The following is a 21,389-nucleotide window of genomic DNA, read 5'->3' on the forward strand; positions in this document are numbered from 1 at the left end:
TGCTGGCTACTTCTTGGAGACCTTGGTGACGTCGAACGACTGGGTCACCGCGTCCTTCGGGTAGCCCTCGACGCCGTCGCGGATCACCGCCAGGTTCGGCAGCAGGAACAGCCAGTCGCTGGCCGCCTCCTGCGAGATGACCTTCGCGGCCTCGGCGAACTTCTTGTCCCGGGTGGCCGCGTCCAGGGCCGTGTCGGCCTCGTTCATGAGCTGCGTGACGGCCGGGTTCTTGTACCGGTAGTAGTACTCCGGCTGCCCGTAGCGGACCAGGTCACGGGGCTCGACGTGGGCGATGATCGACATGTCGTAGTTGGCCTTGCCGAGCACCTTGTCCAGCCACTGCGGCATCTCGACGTTGTTCTGGGTCACCTTGATGCCGACCTCGGCGAGCTGCGAGGCGACGAACTGCGCGGAGGCGCGGGCGTAGCCGGGCGGCGGGACGTCCATGGTCAGGGTGAGCCCGTTCGCGTGACCGGCGTCGGCGAGCAGCTGCTTGGCCTTGGCGGGGTCGTGCGGGAAGTCACCGGTGCGGTCCTCGTACCACGGGTCGCTCGGCGGCACCATGCTGCCGATCTTCGTGCCGTAGCCGGACCACACGGTCTTGATCAGCGCGTCGTGGTCGATCGCGTGGCGGATCGCCTGGCGCACCCGGACGTCGGCCAGCGGGCCCTTGCTGTTGTTCATCGACAGGACGACCTCACCGGTCGTCTTGCCCTCGATCACCTGGAACTGCTTGTTGCCCTTGAACACCTCGAGCAGCTGCGGCGCCTGGATGTTCGCCACGATGTCGAGCTGACCGGAGAGCATCGCGTTGTTCAGCGCGTTCGCGTCGGTGATGTAGCGGAAGACGGCGGTGGCGACCTTCGCCTTCTCACCCCAGTAGCCGTCGTTGCGCACCAGGGTGATGCTGTCGCCCCGGTTCCACTTGTCGAACTTGAACGGGCCGGTGCCGTTCGGCTTGGTCCCCAGGTCGGTGGCGTTCTCCTTGAGCACCACGCCGACGCGGCCGGCGACGTCGAACAGCCAGCTCTGGCTCGGCCGCGACAGCGTCACCTCCACGGTGGACGCATCGGGCGCCTCGACGGTCTTCACGACCGTCATCTGGGACTTGAACGGGTTCGTCGAGCCCTCCGCGGTCACCCGCTTGAAGCTCCACACCACGTCCTGCGCGGTGAGCTTCTGGCCGTCGTGGAAGGTCACGCCGTCGCGGAGCTTGAACGTGTACTTGGTGCCGTCGTCGGACATCTTCCATTCGCTGGCCAGCAGCGGCTCCACCTCACCGGTGTCCGCGTTCTGGCGCACCAGGCCCTCGTACACGTTGTAGAGCAGGACCTGCGGGATCGCGGCGCCGGCCTCGGCGGTCAGGTCGAGGCTCACCGGCTCGAGGTAGGCACCGAGGGTGACCGTGCCGTTGCCGGAACCGCCACCGCCGGTGGTGGTCTCGGAGTCACCATCGCTACTGCACGCGGTCAGAGCCAGCGCCGTGGCGAGCAGCACGGCGGGCAGCGTTATCTTCAGCCGATTCATTCGTGTGTCCCATCGCGAAGAACGCCAAGGGCGCTCGTAGCCTGTGAGGCGGGACACTAGGAGTGTGGTACCCGATGCAAAAGGGCCAGTTCAGCGGGGTCGGCAGGTACCAATCGGCGTCTGACTACCGGGCCACCCGGAATCCGGTGTTGCCACTTGAGGAGTCAACGGTGGTCCGACTCCGTGCGGCCACGCGGTAACGGTTGCAATAAGAGTCGTGGCAGAGGTACGAACCACCCCTGATGACGCTCTCACCTGGTGAGACGTGTCCTCGGCGGTCGCGCCAGGGTTCGGCCGTGAGTTCCCAAACGTTGCCCGCGACGTCGTACAGGCCGTAGCCGTTCGGCGGAAACGTGGTCACCGGAGAGGTGCCCACGAACCCGTCGTCCGCGGTGTTGACAGTGGGGAAGGCGCCCTGCCAGATGTTGCACAGGTGCCGCCCGCCCGGGGTCAGCTCGTCGCCCCAGGCGTAGCGGGCCTGGGACAGCCCGCCGCGTGCCGCGTACTCCCACTCGGCCTCGGCCGCCAGCCGCGTCCCCGACCACTCGCAGTACGCCTCGGCGTCCCGGTGGGAGACGTGGACGACCGGATGCCGCTCGCGTCCGGACAGGCCCGAGCCGGGCCCGTCCGGGGCCGCCCAGCGCGCCCCCTCGACCGCCAGCCACCAGGGCGCGCCCGGCACCGTGGCGTCGAGCACCCACTGGCGCGCGGACGGCGCGAGCAGCAGGTGGAAGACGAAGGACCAGCCGTACCGTTCCGCGTCGGTGCGGTAGCCGGTGGCCTCGACGAAGCGGGCGAACTGCCGGTTCGTCACCGGTGTCGCGGCGATCTCGAACGGGGCCACGGTGACCGGGCGGACCGGCCCTTCCAGGTCCTCCGGGAAGCCCTCCGGATCGTCGGTGCCCATGAGGAAGGTGCCGCCGGGCAGCGCGATCAGGCCGTCCGTACCGGTGGGGCCGGCGCGGACGGCACTGGGGCCGGCCGTCGATCCGGCGGCGGCGGGCGGGCGTTTCGGCGCGCAACACGGCGACGGCGGAGGGCTTCCTCCGCCGTCGTCCGGTTCAGCCGATTCGGTGCTCACATCCGCGCTACGCCGGCAGGGCGTCCGCCTGGTACGCGTCCTCGCTGATGGCGGCGGCGACGGCGTCCCCGAAGTCCTCCGTCGACATGCCCATCTCCGGCCCGCGCATCGCGCCCAGGCGCGGCAGCACCGCCTTCACCCCGTCCTCCAGGCTGCGGGCCGCCTCCGGGTGGCCCAGGTGCTCCAGCATCAGCGCGGCGCTGAGGATCGACCCGGCGGGGTTGGCCCAGCCCCGGCCCGCGATGTCGGGCGCGGAGCCGTGCACCGGCTCGAACATGCTCGGCGCCGACCCGGTCGGGTTGAGGTTGCCGCTCGCGGCCAGGCCGAGACCGCCCTGCACGGCCGCGCCGAGGTCGGTGATGATGTCGCCGAACAGGTTGTCGGTGACCACGACGTCGAACCGCTCCGGCTGGGTGACCAGGTAGAGGCACATCGCGTCGACGTGCACGTACTCCACCGAGATCTCCGGGTACTCCGCCGCGACCTCCTCGAAGGTCCGCTGCCACAGGTCGCCGGCGTACGTGAGGATGTTCGCCTTGTGCACCAGGGTCACGTGCTTGCGGCGGGTCAGGGCCAGCCGGAAACCGTGCCGGATGAGGCGTTCGACCCCCTTGCGCGTGTTGACCGACTCCTGGGTGGCGATCTCGTCCGGCCCGCCCCGGTGGATGAAACCGCCGGCACCGACGTAGGCGCCCTCGGTGTTCTCCCGCAGGATCACCAGGTCGCACTGCTCCGGACGCAGCCCGCCGATGGGCGAGGGCACACCTGGTAGCAGCTTGACCGGCCGCAGGTTGACGTACTGGTCGAAAGCGGTCCGCAGATGGATGACCAGGCCGCGTTCCAGCACCCCGGGTGGCACCGAGGGGTCGCCGACGGCGCCGAAGAGAATGGCGTCCGCCTTGGCCAGTTCCCGCTCCACGTCCGGCGGCACGACCTGGCCGGTGATCCGCCAGTAGTCCGCGCCGAGTTCGTAGTCTTCCCAGACCAGGTCCAGCCCGAACCGCTGGGCGGCGGCGTCGCACGCCTTGACCGCCTGCGCGGTGACCTCCGGTCCGATGCCGTCGCCGGGCACCAGCGCGATTCGCTGGGCGCTCATTAGTCCACCTCTGTCCGCGTGCAGGAGACCCTCACCTGCCATCGTCGGCCAAGAGTGGCGGGATCGGGCCCTCCGCAACAGGTCCAGGTCTCCGGCTAGGCTGGTACCAGCGGGATGCGGATGGTGTGCGCAGGAGTGCGACGACGGGACGAGGCGAGATCCCCGCGAGAGGTGGGGAGGTCGAGATGGCGGATTTTCTGCTGCCGGTCAACCCGCAGAGCTCGGTTCCGCTCTACGAGCAGATCATCACGGGGCTCGAGGACGCGATCCTCGCGGGGCAGTACGACGACGGCCCGCTGCCCAGCACCCGCCGTCTGGCCGAGGCGCTGGGCGTCTCCCGGAACACGGTGCTGACCGCGTACGACCGGCTCATGGAGCAGGGCCTGATCGCGACGATTCCCCGGCGCGGCCTCTACGTCTCCTCCGAGGCGGTGGTCCGGATGCGGGCCGCGCGCCGGACCTCCCGCTCCGCGACACGGCCCATCGACTGGGAGGCACGGCTGCCCGAGCCGCCGCCCACCCCCGTACACCGGGACCCGGCGTGGTCGCGGGCGCCGTTCCCCTTCGTCGTCGGCCAGCCGGATCCCGGCATGTTCCCCACCGGCGCGTGGGAGCGGGCGCAGCGCGAGGCGGTACGGCAGGACGGGCTGTCCCGGGTGATCGGGGACGCCGGCCAGGCCGACGACCCGCAGCTCGTCCGCCAGCTCTGTGAGCACGTGCTGCCGTCGCGTGGCATCTCGGCCGAGCCGAACCAGGTGATGATCACGCTGGGCTCGACGCACGCGCTGCACCTGCTGGCGAGCGTCCTGGTCCGGCCGGGCAGCGTCGTGCTGGTGGAGGACCCGGGCTACCCCGACGCGCGGACGATCATGCAGATGGCGGGCGCCGACGTGGTGCCCGGCCGGGTGGACGAGGACGGCCTCGTCGTGGAGGACCTGCCGGCCGACCTGCACGGCGCGGAGCTGGTGTACGTCACGCCGAGCCACCAGTACCCGACCGGCGCGACGATGTCGGCGTCCCGGCGTGAGGAGCTGCTGCGCCGGGCCGGCGCGGCGGACGCGGTGGTGATCGAGGACGACTACGACCCGGAGATGACGTTCCGGGGCATCCCGGCGGTCGCGGTGCGGGCGCTGGACGACGAGGACCGCGTGGTCTACCTCGGCAGCTTCAGCAAGCTGCTGGCGCCGGGCCTGCGGCTCGGTTACGTGGTGGCGTCCCCGGCGCTGGTGGAGGCGATGCGGGCCCGCTCCCGCTACGTGCTGCGCCACCCGCCCGGACCGATGCAGCGCGCCCTGGCCCGGATGATCGCCAGCCGGGACCTCGCCCGCCACGTGCGCCGTATCCGCGCCCACTACCAGGGGCTGTACGAGGAGATGACGCGCGCGATCGAGCGCCACGTGCGCTGGGGGCCGCAGCCGGTGCCGCGCGGCGGCCTGGCCCGGTGGATCACCGGCCCGCCAGGGCTGGACGCCGGGCAGCTCGCCGTCGACCTGCGCCGCCAGGGTGTCCTGCTCGACCCGGGCGAGCCGTACTGGACCACCCGCCCCACCCCGCGTCACCACTTGCGGCTGGGGTACCAGGTGATGCCGCTGGACCGGATCGACGAGGGGGTCCGGCGGGTCGCCGCGGCCGTAGAAGACCAGGTCCGGCCACGGCTGGTACCCCCACCGACCCGGAAACTGGACGTTCCCCTCCGGGGTCGGAGTTCGTAACCTCCGACGCCATGACGTCGGACACCCATGCCTCCCTCCGCGCCGGCCATCTCGTGGACGAGCAAGCCGTCGTGTCGCTCACCCAGGACCTGGTCCGCATCCCCTCGACCTGGGACGCCGCGCAGGGGCGGAGCGAGCAGCCAGTGGCGGAGCTCGTCGCGCAGGTCATGCGGGGCTTCGGCTGGCGGCCGGAGGTCACCGAGGTCGTTCCCGGGCGGCCCAACGTGGTGGCGGTGGTGGAGGGCGGCCTGCCCGGTCCGACGCTGATGTTCGAGGGGCACACCGACGTCGTAACCGAGGGTTCTCCCGAGGAGTGGACGGTCGACCCGTTCGGCGGCGACATCGTCGACGGGCGGCTGTACGGTCGCGGCTCCGCCGACATGAAGGCCGGCGTCGCCGCGATGATCCACGCGGCCCGGGCCGTCGAGCTGGCCGGACCGTTCCCGGGCCGGATCGTGGTGGCGGCCCTGGTGGACGAGGAGGGCCAGATGCTCGGCGCGAAGCACTTCACCACCACCGCGCTGGCCCGCGAGGTGGACGCCGCGATCATCTGCGAGCCGGAGGCGGAGGAGATCTGCGCGGTCGCCAAGGGCGCGGTCCGCCTGCTGGTCACCTGCACCGGCAAGATGGCGCACGGCGCGATGCCGCAGCACGGCCGCAACCCCGTACCGGCGGTGGCGGAACTGGTGGCCGCGCTCGGCCGGTACCAGAAGGAGCTGCAGGCCGACCCGGGGGAGCACGAGCACCTCGGCCTGACGTTCCTGACCCCCACGGTCCTGGACGCCGGCTCCGCCGACCAGCTCAACGTCATCCCCGGCCGCGCCGTGCTCGGCGTGGACTGCCGGACCGTCCCCGGTGTCGACCACGCCGCGCTCGCCGCGCGCGTGCGCTCCGACGCCGACGAAATCGGCGCCCGGCACGGCGTCAGCTTCGCCGTCGAGGTCGTCGACGACCGGCCGTGCGCGGTCACCCCGGAGGACCACCCGATCTCCCTGGCGGTGGCGCAGGCGCACAGCGCCGTCACCGGTACGGCGCCGGTCTTCGGCGGAGTGCCCGGCGCGACCGACGGCACCATCCTGTGGCGCGACAGCGGCATCCCGAACGTGGTGTACGGCCCCGGCCCGAAGTGGATCGCCCACCAGCCCGACGAGTACGTCGAGGTCGACGACATCGTCCGCAAGACCAGGGTCTACGCCGAGGCGGCGCTGGCCTTCCTCACCGGCGCCGCGACGGGTGCGGCGTCGTGACCGCGCAGGAGCTGCTGACCGCGCTGCCCGCCGGACTGCCGATCGGCGCGGGCTGGGCCACCACCGCGCAGACCGCGCCGGTCCGTTTCCCGTACGACGGCAGCACCGTGACCCAGGCGCCCTGGGGTGACGCCGCCGACGCGGAAGCGGCTGTCGAGGCCGCGCACGAGGTCGCCGCGGAGATGGCCGGCCTGCCCGGTCACCGGCGGCGCGCCATCCTCACGACAGTCGCCGCCGAGGTCCGCGCCCGCGCCGACGACCTCGCCGAACTGCTGGTCCTGGAGACCGGCAAGCCGCTTGTCGACTGCCGGGTCGAGGTCGCCCGCACGCTGGTCACGCTCGAGACGGCGGCCGAGGAGGTCGGGCACCTCACCGGCGAGACGGTGGCGCTGGACATGCAGCCGGCCGGCGAGGGCATGCTCGGCTTCTGGGTACGCCGACCGGTCGGCGTCGTCGTCGGCATCACCGGGTTCAACTACCCGCTGCTGCTGGCCGCCCACAAGGTCGCGCCGTCGGTGGCGGCGGGCTGCCCGGTGATCGTCAAGCCGGCGCCGAACACGCCGCTGGCCACGCTGGTGCTGATCGACCTGTTCCGCCAGGCGGGCTGCCCGGCCGCCGGCGTCCAGCTCGTCACCGGCGGTGTCGAGGTCGGCAAGCTCCTGACCACCCACCCGCGCGTCGCCGCCGTGTCGTTCACCGGGTCCGCGCAGGTCGGCCACCAGATCGCCCGCGCCGCGGCCCCGCGCAAGGTGCTGCTGGAACTCGGGTCCAACGCGGCGCTCGTCGTCGGCCGCGACGCCGACCTCGACCGGGCCGCGGAAGCGGTCGTACGCGGCGGGTTCTACGCCTCCGGCCAGGCGTGCATCAGCGTGCAGCGGGTGATCGTCGAGGAGCCGGTCCGCGAGGCGCTGCTGGACCGCCTCCGGCCGCTGCTGGCGAACGTCACCACAGGTGATCCCCGGTCCGCCGACACCCGCGTGTCCGCCCTGGTGGACGAGGCGTCCACCGAGCGGGTCCACTCGTGGGTGGACCGCGCGGTCGCCGCCGGGGCGCGCTGCCTGTCCGGCGGTACGGCGCAGGGCCGGGTGCTGCAGCCGACGGTGCTCGTCGACGTCCCCGAGGACGCCGAGTGCTGGGCGGAGGAGATCTTCGGGCCGGTGGTCTGCGTCCGGTCGGTGCCGGACATGGACGCAGCAGTCGAGCTGGTCAACCGGTCCCGCTACGGGCTCCAGGCCGCCGTCTTCACCCGCGACCTGGCGGTGGCCCTCGACGTGGTGCGCCGCCTCGACGTCGGTGGCGTGCTCGTCAACGAGGTGCCCGGCTTCCGCGCCGACAACATGCCGTACGGCGGCGTCAAGGACTCCGGCATCGGCCGGGAGGGACCGCGCTTCGCCATGGAGGAGCTGACCGTGACCAAGATGGTGATGATCAGGCCATGATTCGGAGTGGGAGCACACAGGCATGGTGATCTACTTCGTCCGGCGGCTGGCCATCCTCGCGGTATCCCTGTTCGCCGCGTCGATCCTCGTCTTCACGATGCTGTCGCTGCTGCCGGGCGACCAGGCGCAGGCGATGCTCGGCGTGAACGCCACCCCGGAGGCGCTGGAGGCGCTGCGGGAGCAGTTCGGGACGAACCGCCCGTTCACCGAGCGGTACCTCGACTGGGCCGGCGGCCTGATCCGCGGTGACTTCGGCATCTCGCCGCTCAGCGGGGTGTCGGTCGGCTCGGAGATCGGCGACAAGCTCGGCGTCACGGTACCGCTGATCCTGGCCGGGATGACGCTGGCGCTGCTCATCGCCGTACCGCTGGGCATCCTCGCCGCGGTGAAGAGCCGGACCGCGATCGGCACGGCGCTGTCCGCGCTGAGCCAGGTCGGCATCGCCGTTCCGTCGTTCTGGCTCGGCATCCTGCTCATCACCGTGTTCGCGGTGAAGCTGCAGTGGCTGCCCGCCGGCGGGTTCACCGGATGGGACGACTTCGGCGGCGCCGTGCGGGCCCTGCTGATGCCGGCGCTGGTCCTCGGCGTGGCCCAGGGCGCGATCCTGATGCGCTACGTCCGGTCCGCGGTGGTCGAGGTCATGCAGGAGGACTTCATCCAGACCGCGCGGGCCAAGGGGCTCAGCCGCTCGCAGGCGCTGACCCGGCACGCGCTGCGCAACGCGGCCATTCCGGTCATCACCGTCCTCGGTCTGCAACTCGCGACGCTGCTCATCGGCACCGTCGTGATCGAGAACGTCTTCGGCCTGCCCGGTCTCGGCCGGATGCTGCTGCAGGACGTGGGCAACCGCGACCTGCTGAAGGTGCAGGGCACGGTGATGGTGCTGACCGCCGCGGTGCTTCTGATCAACTTCGTCGTCGACGTGGTGTACCACGCGGTCGACCCCAGGCTGAGGAGCAAGGCATGACATCAGTCGCCGACGCCCCACCGGACGCCACCGCCGACGTCGTCGCGGCCGGCCCGGTCAAGCCGCGCCGCCGCTGGAACCTCACGCTGGTGATCGGCGCCGGCCTGGTGGGCCTGGTCGTCCTCACCGCGCTGGTGTCGTTCCTCTGGACGCCGTACGACCCCACCCGGGTCGACCCGTCGCAGACGCTGCTCTCCCCGGGCGGCGACCACTGGCTCGGCACCGACCACTTCGGCCGGGACATCGTCAGCCAGCTCCTCGTCGGCGCGCGGACCACACTGTTCGTCGGCGTCGTCGCGGTGGCGATCGCGGCCGTCGTCGGCGTACCGCTGGGTCTGCTCGCCGCCACCGGGCACCGCTGGCTCAGCGAGCCGGTGATGCGGGCGCTGGACATCGTGTTCGCCTTCCCGGCCATCCTGCTGGCGATCATCCTGGCCGCCGGCTTCGGCGCGTCCACGCTCACCGGCATGATCGCGATCGGCGTCGCCAACGTCCCGGTGTTCGGCCGCCTCACCCGGGCCGGCGCGATGCAGGTGCTGCAGAGCGACTTCGTGCTGGCCGCGCGCAGCTACGGCCGCCGGGGCGTGGTGCTCATGGTCCGGTACGTGCTGCCCAACATCGCGGCCCTGCTGATCGTGCAGGCGTCGGTGTCGTTCGCGCACGCGGTGCTCGCCGAGGCGGCGCTGTCCTACCTCGGGTACGGCACCCCGCCGCCGACCCCCACCTGGGGCCGGATGCTCCAGGAGGCCCAGAACTACTTCGTCGTGCAGCCGATGCTGGCCGTCTGGCCCGGTCTGGCCATCGCCCTGTCGGTGCTCGGTTTCAACCTCATGGGCGACGGGCTGCGCGACGCCCTCGACCCGCGGCTGAGAGGACGGTGACCGGCGTGAGCGGGCTCGTGGTGGAGGACCTCGTCGTCAAGGTCCACGACATCCAGGCCGTCAAGGGCGTCTCGTTCGAGATCGGGCGGGGCCGGCGGATGGGGCTCATCGGCGAGTCCGGCTGCGGCAAGTCCCTGACCGCGCTCGCGCTGATGGGCCTGCTGCCGCACGGTGTGACCGCGTCCGGCCGGGTGCTGCTCAACGGGCGGAACCTGCTCGACCTGTCCGACAAGCAGATGTGCGCGGTCCGCGGCAACGACATCGCCATGGTGTTCCAGGAGCCGATGACGGCGCTGAACCCGCTGATGCGGGTCGGCAACCAGGTCGCCGAGTCGCTGCGGCTGCACAAGGGGATGAGCCGCGCGGCGGCCTCCGCCCGCGCCGTCGAACTGCTCGAACGGGTCCAGCTGCCCGAGCCCGACCGGACCGCGCGCAAGTACCCGCACCAGCTCTCCGGCGGTCAGCGCCAGCGCGTCGTGCTGGCCATCGCGCTGGCGTGCGACCCGGCCGTGCTGGTCGCGGACGAGCCCACCACCGCGCTGGACGTCACGGTGCAGGCGGAGATGCTGCGGCTGATGGACACGCTGGTGCGCGAGGAGGGCGCGTCGCTGCTGCTCATCACGCACGACCTGCCGGTGGTCGCCAGCATCTGCGAGGAACTGCTCGTCATGTACGGCGGCTCGATCGTCGAGCACGGCGACGTGACGACCGTCTTCGACTCGCCCCGGCACCCGTACACGGCGGGCCTGCGGGCGTCCACGGTGCTGGAGAGCACCGACGGCAGCGGCCGGCTGTCGACCATCCCGGGCCGCGTGCCGTCGCTCGGGTCGTTCCCCACCGGCTGCGTGTACCGCAACCGCTGCCCGCGCGCCGACGACGTCTGCGGCACCGTGCCGCTGCTGACGGCGCCGCCCGGCAGCACCCAGCGGGCCGCCTGCCACCACCCGATCGAGAGCGACCAGCCCCTAGGAAGCGGGAAGGCCAGCGCATGACCACCACCCCGTTGCTGGAAGCCGTCGACGTGGTGCGCGAGTACCGCGCCCCGCGGCGGTCGCTGCGTACGCCGGGCCAGCCGATTCGCGCGCTGGACGGCGTGAGCGTGCAGGTCCACGAGGGCGAGGCGTTCGGCATCGTGGGGGAGAGCGGCTCCGGCAAGTCGACGCTGTCGCGCATCCTCATGGCCCTCGACCAGCCGACGTCGGGCACCGCGTTCTACAACGGGCAGCGCATCAGTGGCGTACCGGAGCGGAAGCTCGCGTTCCTGCGGCGCGACGTGCAGATGGTGCTCCAGGACCCGATGTCGTCGCTGAACCCGCGGATGCGCGTCGCGGACATCATCGCGGAGCCGATGCGCGCGCTGCGCCTGCCCGGCGACCACCGGGCCCGGGTGGCCGAGCTGATGCACTCCGTCGGCCTGCCCGAGGAGGCGGTGACCCGCTACCCGCACCAGTTCTCCGGCGGTCAGCGGCAGCGCATCGCGATCGCCCGCGCCCTCGCGGCCGGGCCCAAGGTCATCGTCGGGGACGAGCCGGTCAGCGCGCTCGACGTGTCGGTGCGCGCGCAGATCCTCAACCTGCTCACCGACCTGGCCGAGCAGTTCAAGCTGACCCTGATCCTGGTCTCCCACGACCTGTCCGTGGTCCGGTACCTCTGCGACCGGATCGCGGTGATGAACCAGGGCCGGATCGTCGAGACGGGTGACACCGAATCGATCTACTCCGACCCTCAGCACCCCTACACCCAGAGGCTGCTGTCCGCGGTGCCCACCCTGAGCGGCGACCTCCTGGACCGATTCAACAGGAGCAGCACATGAGGTTGGTTGACCGCGTCGCCGTCGTCACCGGAGGCGCCAGCGGCATCGGACTGGCCACCGTCGGCCGGCTGGTCGAGGAGGGCGCGCGCGTCGTCATCGCCGACCTCGACGGCGACCGCGCCGCCGAGGCGGCCGCCGGCTTCGGGTCCGCCGTCGTCGGCGTGGCCTGCGACGTCACCCGGGCCGCTGACTGCCGCGCCGCCGTCGAGACCGCCGTCGAGCGGTTCGGGCGGCTCGACCTCATGCACGCGAACGCCGGTACGCCGTTCACCGGACCGGTCGACGAGGTGGACCAGGCGACGCTGGACCGCGTGATCGACGTCAACCTCAAGGGCGCGTTCTGGACCGCGCAGGCGGCCACGCCCGCGCTGATCGAGGCCGGCGGCGGCTCGATCGTGTTCACCGCGTCCCTGCAGGCCGTCATCGCCCGCCCCCGGTACGCGCCGTACACCGCCGCCAAGCACGGCGTCATCGGCCTGATGAAGGCGCTGGCGCTGGAACTCGCGCCGCACGGCATCCGGGTCAACGCGATCGCCCCGGCGGCGACCGAGACGCCGATGTTGTCGGCGTTCCTCGGTGGCATGGGCGACGTGCCGGACAGCGCCAGGGAGAACTTCCGCGCGTCGATCCCGCTGGGCCGCATGGCGACGCCACGGGACTCCGCCGACGCGGTGGTGTTCCTCGCCAGCGAGGAGGCGCGGATGGTCACGGGCCACACGCTCGTCCTCGACGGCGGCACGACGGCCGGCTGAGGCGTACCGTGACCAGTTCGCTGGCGGACCCTCCGTACGAGGGCACGATCGGACGCACCTACCACGACTCGACGGAGCACTGGAGCGCGCCGCCGTCGGCCGCCCCGGGCACCCCGAACGTGGTGTACGTGCTGCTGGACGACGTCGGGTTCGCCGACTTCGGCTGCTTCGGCGCCGAGATCGACACCCCGACGATCGACCGGCTGGCCGCGTCCGGGCTGCGGTACACCAACTTCCACACGTCGCCGCTGTGCTCGCCGACCCGGGCCAGCGTGCTCACCGGCCGCAACCACCACAGCGTCGGCATGCGCATGCTGTCCAACTTCGACAGCGGCTTCCCCAGCGGCCGGGGCCGGATCACCCACGCCGCCGCCACCGTCGCGGAGATGCTCGCCGACGCCGGGTTCAACACCATGGCGGTCGGCAAGTGGCACGTCGCGCCGCTGGAGCACACCACGCCGTCCGGGCCGTACGACCAGTGGCCGCTGGGCCGTGGCTTCGAGCGGTACTACGGCTTCCTGGAGGCGGAGACCGACAACTTCTATCCGGAGCTGGTCCACGACAACCACCAGGTGGACCCGCCGGCCACCCCGGAGGAGGGCTACCACCTCACCGAGGACCTGACCGACCGGGCCATCGGGTTCGTCCGGGACCAGACGTCGTTCACCCCGGAGAAGCCGTTCTTCCTCTATCTGGCGTACGCCGCGGCGCACGCCCCGCACCAGGCCCCGCCGGAGTACCTGGCGAAGTACCGGGGCCGCTACGACGCCGGCTGGGACGTCGTCCGCGCGGACCGGCACCGGCGGCAGATCGGGCTGGGCATCATCCCGCCGGACGCGCCGCTGCCACCGCACAACCCCGGCGTCGTGCCGTGGGACGACGTGCCGCCGGAGCAGCGCCGCCTGTTCGCCCGCATGCAGGAGGCGTACGCGGCGATGGTCGACCACACCGACGCCCAGCTCGGGCGCCTGGTCGACTTCCTGGAGCGGATCGGCCGCCTCGACAACACGATCTTCGTCCTCATGTCGGACAACGGGGCGAGCCCCGAGGGCACGCCGCTCGGCACGCTCAACCCCACCGCCTTCCAGAACCGGGTGCCGGAGAACCTTCAGGACAGCCTGGACCGGATCGACGAGATCGGCGGCCCACGGGCGCAGAGCAACTACCCGCTGGGCTGGGCGCAGGTCAGCAACACCCCGTTCCGCCGCTACAAGCAGCACACCCACGAGGGCGGGGTCCGGGTGCCGTTCGTGCTGAGCTGGCCGGCCGGTGACGTGCCCGGCGGGCAGGTGCGCACGCAGTTCCAGCACAGCATCGACGTCACCGCGACGGTGCTCGACCTGGTCGGGGTGCAGCCGCCCGCAGTGCGCCGGGGCGTACCGCAGATGCCGCTGCACGGCCGCAGCTTCCGCGACGGGCTGCGCGACCCGGCGGCGCCGCCGTCGCGGGACCGCCAGTACTTCGAGATGTTCGGCCACCGGGGCATCTACCACCAGGGCTGGAAGGCTGTCGCGTTCCACGAGCGCGGCACCTCGTGGGACGAGGACCGCTGGGAGCTGTACCGGATCGACGAGGACCCGACCGAGAGCCGGGACCTCGCCGCCGAGTACCCGGAGGTGCTGCGGCGTCTCATCGAGGAGTTCTGGATCGAGGCGGCCCGCTACGACGTGCTGCCGCTGGACGACAGGGGATTCGCGGTCCGGGCCCGGGTGCCACGCCCCGGGTCGGTGCGGGACCGGCTGGTGTTCACCTACCTGGCGGGCGTACCGACTGTGTCCGGCGCGGCGGTGCCGCCGACGATGAACCGCTCGCACGCCATCACCGCGCGGGTGCGCCGCACCGACGCGGCGCAGGGCGGCGTGATCGTGGCGCTCGGCAACGTCAGCGGCGGCTACGTGCTGCACATCAAGGACAACCGCCTGGTGTACGAGTACAACTACCTCGGCGTCCACCACGTGCTGCGGTCCGAGGGCGAGCTTCCGCTGGGCCCGGTGGAGCTGACCTTCGAGCTGACGAAGACCGCCGACTGCCAGGGCACCGGCCGTCTGTACGTGGACGGCGAGGCGGCGGGCGCGGCGCTGTTCCCGCGACTGCTGCCGTTCTTCCACGGCTTCGCGGGCATGGACATCGGGCGCAGCATCCACTCGCCGGTGTCGCCGAGCTACCCGGCCCGGCACGAGTTCTCCGGCGAGCTGGAGTACGTGCGGTTCCGGCTGGCCGCGTCCGAAGAGGTGGGCGAGCCCATCGCGGCGGCGGACGACGTCGCGCCGCGGCCGTCGGCCGGCGTGGGGTTCGAGGTGGTGGACTGACGCGCGCGGCGCGTATGGCGACGGCGCGTGGACGGACCTCGTTGTCCGTCCACGCGCCGTCTGTCTGCGGGGGGCCTCAGCGCAGGGCCAGGCCCCACAGCGGGTCCTCCAGGAACCGCCCGACGTGGGCGAGCACCCGGCTGCCCAGCTCCCCGTCCACGAGACGGTGGTCGAACGACAGCGACAACTGCACCGTCCACCGGGGAACGACCTGCTCGTCGACGACCCACGGCATGCGGCGCAGCGCGCCGAGGCAGAGGATCGCCGCCTCACCGGGGTTGAGGATCGGGGTGCCCGCGTCCACCCCGAACACCCCGATGTTGGTGATCGTGATGGTGCCGCCGGCCAGGTCGGCGGGACGGGTGCGGCCCTCCCGTGCGGTGCCCGCCAGCTCGTTCAGCGCGACCGCGAGGTCCCGTACCGGAAGGGTCTGCGCGGCCTTGACGTTCGGCACCAGCAGGCCGCGCGGCGTCGCGGCGGCGATGCCGAGGTTGACGTCGGCGAACCGGACGATCTCCTGGTTCTCCTCGTCCCACCGGGCGTTGACGTCCGGGTGCCGGCGGATCGCGTCCAGCAGCGCCAGCGACGCCACGAGCAGCGGGCTGACCTTGATGCCCTGGAAGGACGGGTCCCGCTTCAGCCGGTCCACGAACTCGACGGTGCCGGTCATGTCGACGGTGAGGAACTCCGTGACGTGCGGCGCGGTGAACGCGCTGGCGACCATGGCGGCGGCCGTCGCCTTGCGCACCCCGCGTACGGGCAGGCGCTCGTCCCGCCGGGCGTCGGTCGCCGCTGCCGGGCCGGTGGTGTGGTCGAGCAGGTCCTGGCGCGTGATCCGGCCGCCGGGGCCGCTGCCGCGCACGTCGGCCAGTTCCACGCCGAGGTCCTTCGCGAGCTTGCGCAGCGGCGGCTTGGTGAGCACCGGCGGCCGGGACGTGTGCGGCCGGCGGGCCGGCTCGGCCGGGCGGACCGACGGCGTGGCGCGGCGGGGCCGGCGGGTCCGCGCCTGGGCGGACACCCCGTAGCCCACGAGCACCGCGGTACGCTCCGCCGCCGGCTCGTCAACGGCCGGTTCGTCAGCGGTCGGCGGCGCGGCCGCGGGCTCGTCGGCGGGCGTCGCCGGGCCGTCGCCCGGCACCCGGATCGCGATGATCGGCGAGCCGACCTCGACGGTCTGCCCCTCCTCGGCGAGCAGGCGGTCCACCACCCCGGCGTACGGGCTGGGCAGCTCGACGACGGCCTTTGCCGTCTCGATGTCCACCAGGATGTCGTTGAGGCCGACCGGATCGCCCGGAGCGACCCGCCAGGTGACGATCTCGGCCTCCGTGAGGCCCTCGCCGACGTCGGGCAGGCGGAACTGCTGAACGCTCACTGGTACCTCTCCCCTCACGCGGCCAGGACGCGGTCGACGGCGTCGAGGATCCGGTCCAGGTCGGGCAGGTACTCCTCCTCGACCTTGGCCGGCGGGTACGGCAGGTTGAACCCGCCGACCCGCTCGACCGGCGCCTCCAGCGAGTAGAAGCACCGGCTCGTCACCTGCGCGACGACCTCGGCGCCGAACCCGGCGAACGTGGGGGCCTCGTGGACCACCACCGCCCGCCCGGTGCGGCGGACCGACTCCTCGATGGTCGCCACGTCCAGCGGGGAGATGGACCGCAGGTCGATCACCTCGATGTCGCGGCCCTCCTGCGCCGCGGCCTCGGCGGCGGCGACGCAGGTGGCGACGGTGCCGCCGTACGTCAGCAGCGTCACGTCGGCGCCGGGGCGCACGACGCGGGCGCGGTGAAGCGGCATCGGCGGCCCCGCGTCCTCCGGTGTCACCTCGCCCTTGACCCAGTAGCGGCGCTTCGGCTCGTAGAAGATCACCGGGTCGTCACCGGCGACGGCCTGGCGGATCATCCAGTGCGCGTCGTCCGGGCTCGCGCAGTAGACGACCCGCAGCCCGGCGGTGTGCGCGAAGTACGCCTCGTTCGACTCGCTGTGGTGCTCCACCGCGCCGATGCCGCCGCCGACCGGGATGCGCACCACCACCGGCAGGGCGGTACGGCCGCCGGTGCGGGCCCGCATCTTGGCGAGCTGGGAGACGATCTGGTTGAACGCGGGGTAGACGAAACCGTCGAACTGGATCTCGCAGACCGGGCGGTACCCGCGCAGCGCCAGCCCGATGGCGGTGCCGATGATCCCGGACTCGGCGAGGGTGGTGTCCACCACCCGGGCCTCGCCGAAGTCCTTCTGCAGACCGTCGGTGACCCGGAAGACGCCGCCGAGCCGGCCGACGTCCTCGCCCATCAGGAGGACCTTGTCGTCGTCCTCCATGGCGCGGCGCAGGCCGCTGTTCAGTGCCTGACAGAGAGTGAGCATGAACGAGTTCTCCGATCGGGGCGGACGTCAGTCGAGGAAGGAGCCGCGGTAGGCGACGAACGCGTCGCGCTCCTCCCGCAGAAGCTGGGGCACGTCGGACAGCACCGTGGCGAAGGCGTCCGCGAGGTCCGGGGCCGTCAGGGCCAGGCACTCCCGGCGGGTCCGGTCGGCGAGTTCGTCCGCCTCGGCCTGGATCTGGCCGAGGAACGTCTCGTCGCTCCAGCCCTCGGCGCGCATCAGCGCCTCGACCCGGGCCAGCGGGTCCCGCGCCCGCCAGGCTTCCAGCTCGTCGTCGGTGCGGTACCGGGTCGGGTCGTCGGACGTGCTGTGCCCGCCCATCCGGTACGTGGTGGCCTCGACGATCGCGGGGCCGGCGCCGGCGCGGGCGTGCTCGGTCACCGCTGACGTCACCGCGTACACCGCCAGCACGTCGTTGCCGTCGACCCACTCGCTGCGCAGGCCGAACCCGGCGCCGCGCCGGTGGATCGGGGTACGCGTCTGCGACGCGGTCGGTGTGGAGATGGCCCACTGGTTGTTCTGGCAGAAGAACACCATCGGGGCGGCGTTCACGGCGGCGATGTTCATGGCCTCGCTCGCGTCGCCCTCACTGGCCGCGCCGTCACCGAAGTACGTCACGACCACCGTGTCGCTGCCGTCGCGCTGCACGCCGAGCGCGTACCCGGTGGCGTGCAGCAGCTGCGCGGCCAGCACCAGCGTGTAGATGTGGAACGAGTACGGCTCCGGGTCCCAGCCGCTGTGCGCGACGCCGCGCCACTGCCGGAGCAGGTCGGCCGGGCCGATGCCGCGCCACAGCGCCGCCGCGTGCTCGCGGTAGCTCGGGAAGACGTAGTCGTCGGCGCGTACCGCCGCGACGGAGCCGACCTGTGCGGCCTCCTGGCCGCGGCACTGCAGCCACAGGCCCAGCTCGCCCTGTCGCTGCAACGCGAACGCCTCGTCGTCGAGGCGGCGGGCCAGCCGCATCCCCCGGTACAGGTCGCGGGTGAGGCGGCCGAGGGCGTCTCGGTCGACGTCCACGTCCGGGTGCAGGCGTCCGTCCGGGGTGACGAGCTGGGTCCAGCCCTCGGCGGCGCGCGGAAGGTCGGTGGTACCGGTGAAGGGGTTGGTGACCGGTGGGTCGGCGAGATCTACGGTAGTCATTCGTCACCTTCTGGGTGCGTCGGTCTCCGCGTCACCGGGGTCGCCGGCCGTCTCGCGGATCTCGGATATGGGACCGCCCGCCGGGGTGGACCCGGCGGGCGGTGATGGGCGTACGTCTAGACCGTGTGCCGGTCGGCGAGTGTCAGCGCCTCGTCGAGGACCGCCAGTCCCGCCTTGGCCTCCGTCTCCGACACCGTGCAGGGCGGCACCACGTGGATCCGGTTGAAGTTGGCGAACACGACCAGGCCGCCCCGCTTGCACTCGGCCAGCACGTCGTTCATCTCCGGCGACGAGGCCCCGTACGGCGCCAGCGGCTCCCGGGTCTCGCGGTCGCGGACCAGTTCCAGCGCCCAGAAGACGCCGAGCCCGCGTACGTCCCCGACGCTCGGGTGCCGCTCGGCGATCTCGCGCAGCCCCGGGCCGAGCACGTCCGCGCCGATCCGGGCGGCGTTCTCGACGATGCCCTCGTCCCGCATCGCGTTGATGGTCGCGACGGCGGCGGCGGTGGCCAGCGGGTGGCCGGAGTAGGTCAGCCCGCCGGGGTAGGGGCGGGTGGCGAACGTGTCGGCGACGTGGTCGGCGATCACCACACCGCCGAGCGGCACGTAACCGGAGTTCACGCCCTTGGCGAAGGTGATCAGGTCGGGCGTCACGCCGTAGTGGTCGATGGCGAACCAGGCGCCGGTACGCCCGAACCCCGCCATCACCTCGTCGGCGATGTAGAGGATGCCGTGCCTGTTGCACAGCTCGCGTACGCCGGCCAGGAAGCCCGGCGGCGGCGGCATGATGCCGGCGGTGCCCGGCACGGTCTCCAGCACGATCGCGGCGATGGTGGACGGGCCCTCCATCTCCACGACGCGTTCGAGGTGGCGCAGCGCGAGCCGGCTCTCCTCCTCCTCGGTCGTGGCGCCGAACTCCGACCGGTACAGGAACGGGCCGAAGAAGTGCACGACCCCGGCGGTGCCGTTGTCGCTGGGCCAGCGACGCGGGTCGCCGGTCAGGTTCACCGCGGTCTGGGTGCCGCCGTGGTAGCTGCGGTACTGGGACAGCACCTTCGGCCGGCCGGTGTGCAGCCGGGCCATCCGGACGGCGTGCTCGATCGCGTCCGCGCCGCCGTTTGTGAAGAACACCTTCTCCAGGCCCGCCGGGGTCCGCTCGGCGATCAGCCGGGCCGCCTCGCTGCGGGCGTCGTTGGCGTACGACGGCGCGATGGTGCACAGCTTGGCGGCCTGCTCCTGGATCGCCGCCACCACCGCCGGGTGCTGGTGGCCGATGTTGGTGTTGACGAGCTGGGAGGAGAAGTCCAGGTAGCGGTTCCCGTCGCCGTCCCAGAAGTACGAGCCCTCGGCGCGCTCGACGACCATCGGGTCGAGCAGGGCCTGGGCCGACCAGGAGTGGAAGACGTGGGCGCGGTCGAGTTCGTAGGTGCGGCGTGCGCTGGTGCTCATTGTCGCGTCTCTCCCGCTGCTCAGACGTTCTCGGGGAAGCCGAGGTTGATTCCGCCGTGGCTGGGGTCGAGCCAGCGGGAGGTGACGACCTTGCCGCGGGTGAAGAAGTGCACGCCCTCGGCGCCGTGGGCGTGGGAGTCGCCGAAGAGGCTGTCCTTCCAGCCGCCGAACGAGTAGTAGGCCATCGGCACCGGGATCGGCACGTTGACGCCGACCATGCCGACCTCGACCTCGTTCTGGTACCGGCGGGCCGCGCCGCCGTCGTTGGTGAAGATGGCGGTCCCGTTGCCGTACGGGTTGGAGTTCACCAGCTTGAGCGCCTCCTCGTAGCTGCCGACCCGCACCACGGACAGCACCGGCCCGAAGATCTCGTCGGTGTAGACGCTCATCTCCGGCGAGACCCGGTCCAGCAGGCTCGGCCCGAGCCAGAACCCGGACTCGTCGCCGTCGACCTGCACCTTCCGCCCGTCCACCACCAGTTCGGCGCCGGCCTCGACGCCCGCGTCCAGGTACGACGCGACCCGGTCGCGGTGCTCCCGGGTGACCAGCGGCCCCATGTCGCAGGAGCGGCGGCCGTCACCGATCTTCAGGCCGGCGATGCGCTCGCGGATGCGCGCCACCAGGTCGTCGGCGACGGGCTCGACGACCACCAGGGCGGAGATCGCCATGCACCGCTCGCCGGCCGAGCCGAACCCGGCGTTGACCGCCGCGTCGGCGGCCAGGTCGAGGTCGGCGTCCGGCAGCACCACCATGTGGTTCTTCGCGCCGCCGAGGGCCTGTACGCGCTTGCCGTTGCGGGTGCCGGTCTCGTACACGTACCGGGCGATCGGGGTGGAGCCGACGAACGACACGGCCTTGACCTCGGGGTGCTCCAGCAGCCGGTCGACAGCGACCTTGTCGCCGTGCACCACGTTGAACACGCCGGCGGGCAGGCCGGCCTGCTCCCAGAGCCGGGCGACGAGCAGCGACGCGGACGGGTCCTTCTCGCTGGGCTTGAGCACGACGGCGTTGCCGGCCGCGATGGCGATCGGCACGAACCACATCGGGACCATCACCGGGAAGTTGAACGGGGAGATGACGGCGCAGACGCCGACCGGCTGCCGGATGGAGTAGACGTCCACGTTCGTGGACACGCCCTCGGAGTAGCCGCCCTTGAGCAGGTGCGGGATGCCGCAGGCGAACTCCACGACCTCCAGGCCGCGGGTGACCTCGCCCAGGGCGTCCGAGACGACCTTGCCGTGCTCGGCCGTGATCAGCTCGGCCAGTTCCTGCTTGTGCTGGTTCACCAGCTCCCGGAACGCGAACAGCACCTGGGTGCGCTTGGTCAGCGACGAGTTCCGCCAGGAGGCGAACGCGGCGGCGGCGGAGGCGACCGCCTGGTCCACCTCGTCGACGGAGGCCAGCGGCACCTCCGTCCGGACCGTGCCCAGCGCCGGATCGTAGACTGGGGCCGTACGCTCGGTGACGCCGGCGAACGCCTTGCCGTCGATCCAGTGGGTCACCCGCTCCAGCGGGACGGGAGCGGGCACGGTGCCGGGTGCTGTCTGGGTCATGCCCGGATCATCTGCGCTTCCCCAGGCCCGGGCAATGGGCACTGT

General features: G+C 72.1%; 17 protein-coding genes. 9 read left to right on the forward strand and 8 right to left on the reverse strand.

The window, feature by feature from the left end:
• Positions 1–6: 6 nt before the first annotated feature.
• From DQE82_RS27510 to DQE82_RS27520, 3 genes are all read right to left on the reverse strand, one after another.
• Positions 7–1,527, reverse strand: a complete 1,521-nt coding sequence (locus DQE82_RS27510) for an ABC transporter substrate-binding protein (protein ID WP_064447812.1) — start codon at positions 1,525–1,527, stop codon at positions 7–9.
• Between the two features lie 124 nt (positions 1,528–1,651).
• Positions 1,652–2,608, reverse strand: coding sequence for a formylglycine-generating enzyme family protein (locus tag DQE82_RS27515; protein WP_113974629.1), 957 nt, complete (start codon positions 2,606–2,608; stop codon positions 1,652–1,654).
• A 7-nt stretch (positions 2,609–2,615) separates the two neighbouring features.
• Positions 2,616–3,704 carry a 3-isopropylmalate dehydrogenase gene (locus DQE82_RS27520; protein ID WP_064447810.1) on the reverse strand — a complete coding sequence of 363 codons (1,089 nt, stop codon included), beginning with the start codon at positions 3,702–3,704 and terminating at the stop codon, positions 2,616–2,618.
• Between the two features lie 185 nt (positions 3,705–3,889).
• Between DQE82_RS27520 and DQE82_RS27525 the strand changes: the two genes are divergently transcribed.
• From DQE82_RS27525 to DQE82_RS27565, 9 genes are read left to right on the forward strand one after another with little or no spacing between them, the layout of a single operon-like run.
• On the forward strand, positions 3,890–5,416 hold the full coding sequence (locus DQE82_RS27525) for a PLP-dependent aminotransferase family protein (RefSeq protein ID WP_064447809.1): 1,527 nt from the start codon (positions 3,890–3,892) through the stop codon (positions 5,414–5,416).
• Between the two features lie 11 nt (positions 5,417–5,427).
• Positions 5,428–6,663 carry a M20 family metallopeptidase gene (locus DQE82_RS27530; RefSeq protein WP_043328753.1) on the forward strand — a complete coding sequence of 412 codons (1,236 nt, stop codon included), beginning with the start codon at positions 5,428–5,430 and terminating at the stop codon, positions 6,661–6,663.
• Entirely contained in the window at positions 6,660–8,102 is a 1,443-nt protein-coding gene (locus tag DQE82_RS27535) for an aldehyde dehydrogenase family protein (RefSeq protein WP_113974630.1), read from the forward strand. Before DQE82_RS27530 ends, DQE82_RS27535 begins: the two co-directional genes overlap by 4 nt.
• Positions 8,103–8,124: 22 nt before the next feature.
• Entirely contained in the window at positions 8,125–9,069 is a 945-nt protein-coding gene (locus tag DQE82_RS27540; RefSeq protein WP_069087252.1) for an ABC transporter permease, read from the forward strand.
• Positions 9,066–9,950 (forward strand): ABC transporter permease, encoded by an 885-nt coding sequence (locus tag DQE82_RS27545; protein ID WP_043328759.1) that lies wholly within the window; start codon positions 9,066–9,068, stop codon positions 9,948–9,950. Before DQE82_RS27540 ends, DQE82_RS27545 begins: the two co-directional genes overlap by 4 nt.
• A gap of 5 nt (positions 9,951–9,955) precedes the next feature.
• Entirely contained in the window at positions 9,956–10,942 is a 987-nt protein-coding gene (locus DQE82_RS27550) for an ABC transporter ATP-binding protein (protein WP_231915594.1), read from the forward strand.
• A complete protein-coding gene (locus DQE82_RS27555; protein ID WP_030503861.1) occupies positions 10,939–11,763 on the forward strand; it encodes an ATP-binding cassette domain-containing protein in 825 nt (274 codons plus the stop codon). Before DQE82_RS27550 ends, DQE82_RS27555 begins: the two co-directional genes overlap by 4 nt.
• Positions 11,760–12,515 (forward strand): SDR family NAD(P)-dependent oxidoreductase, encoded by a 756-nt coding sequence (locus DQE82_RS27560; protein WP_113974631.1) that lies wholly within the window; start codon positions 11,760–11,762, stop codon positions 12,513–12,515. Before DQE82_RS27555 ends, DQE82_RS27560 begins: the two co-directional genes overlap by 4 nt.
• 8 nt (positions 12,516–12,523) lie before the next feature.
• Positions 12,524–14,824: an arylsulfatase gene (locus DQE82_RS27565; RefSeq protein ID WP_113974632.1), complete on the forward strand. Its 2,301-nt coding sequence runs from the start codon at positions 12,524–12,526 to the stop codon at positions 14,822–14,824.
• A gap of 76 nt (positions 14,825–14,900) precedes the next feature.
• On the opposite strand, the gene DQE82_RS27570 is transcribed toward DQE82_RS27565, so the two are convergent.
• From DQE82_RS27570 to DQE82_RS27590, 5 genes are all read right to left on the reverse strand, one after another.
• Positions 14,901–16,196, reverse strand: a complete 1,296-nt coding sequence (locus DQE82_RS27570) for a dihydrolipoamide acetyltransferase family protein (protein WP_113974633.1) — start codon at positions 16,194–16,196, stop codon at positions 14,901–14,903.
• A gap of 14 nt (positions 16,197–16,210) precedes the next feature.
• On the reverse strand, positions 16,211–17,185 hold the full coding sequence (locus DQE82_RS27575) for an alpha-ketoacid dehydrogenase subunit beta (RefSeq protein ID WP_043328770.1): 975 nt from the start codon (positions 17,183–17,185) through the stop codon (positions 16,211–16,213).
• Positions 17,186–17,212: 27 nt separating this feature from the next.
• Positions 17,213–18,343, reverse strand: a complete 1,131-nt coding sequence (locus DQE82_RS27580; RefSeq protein ID WP_064447801.1) for a thiamine pyrophosphate-dependent dehydrogenase E1 component subunit alpha — start codon at positions 18,341–18,343, stop codon at positions 17,213–17,215.
• Between the two features lie 116 nt (positions 18,344–18,459).
• Positions 18,460–19,791 carry an aspartate aminotransferase family protein gene (locus DQE82_RS27585; RefSeq protein WP_069087255.1) on the reverse strand — a complete coding sequence of 444 codons (1,332 nt, stop codon included), beginning with the start codon at positions 19,789–19,791 and terminating at the stop codon, positions 18,460–18,462.
• A gap of 20 nt (positions 19,792–19,811) precedes the next feature.
• Positions 19,812–21,344: a CoA-acylating methylmalonate-semialdehyde dehydrogenase gene (locus DQE82_RS27590; protein WP_113974634.1), complete on the reverse strand. Its 1,533-nt coding sequence runs from the start codon at positions 21,342–21,344 to the stop codon at positions 19,812–19,814.
• Positions 21,345–21,389 lie beyond the last annotated feature (45 nt).

This window comes from Micromonospora sp. LHW51205, assembly GCF_003315815.1.
Lineage (GTDB): Bacteria > Actinomycetota > Actinomycetes > Mycobacteriales > Micromonosporaceae > Micromonospora > Micromonospora chalcea.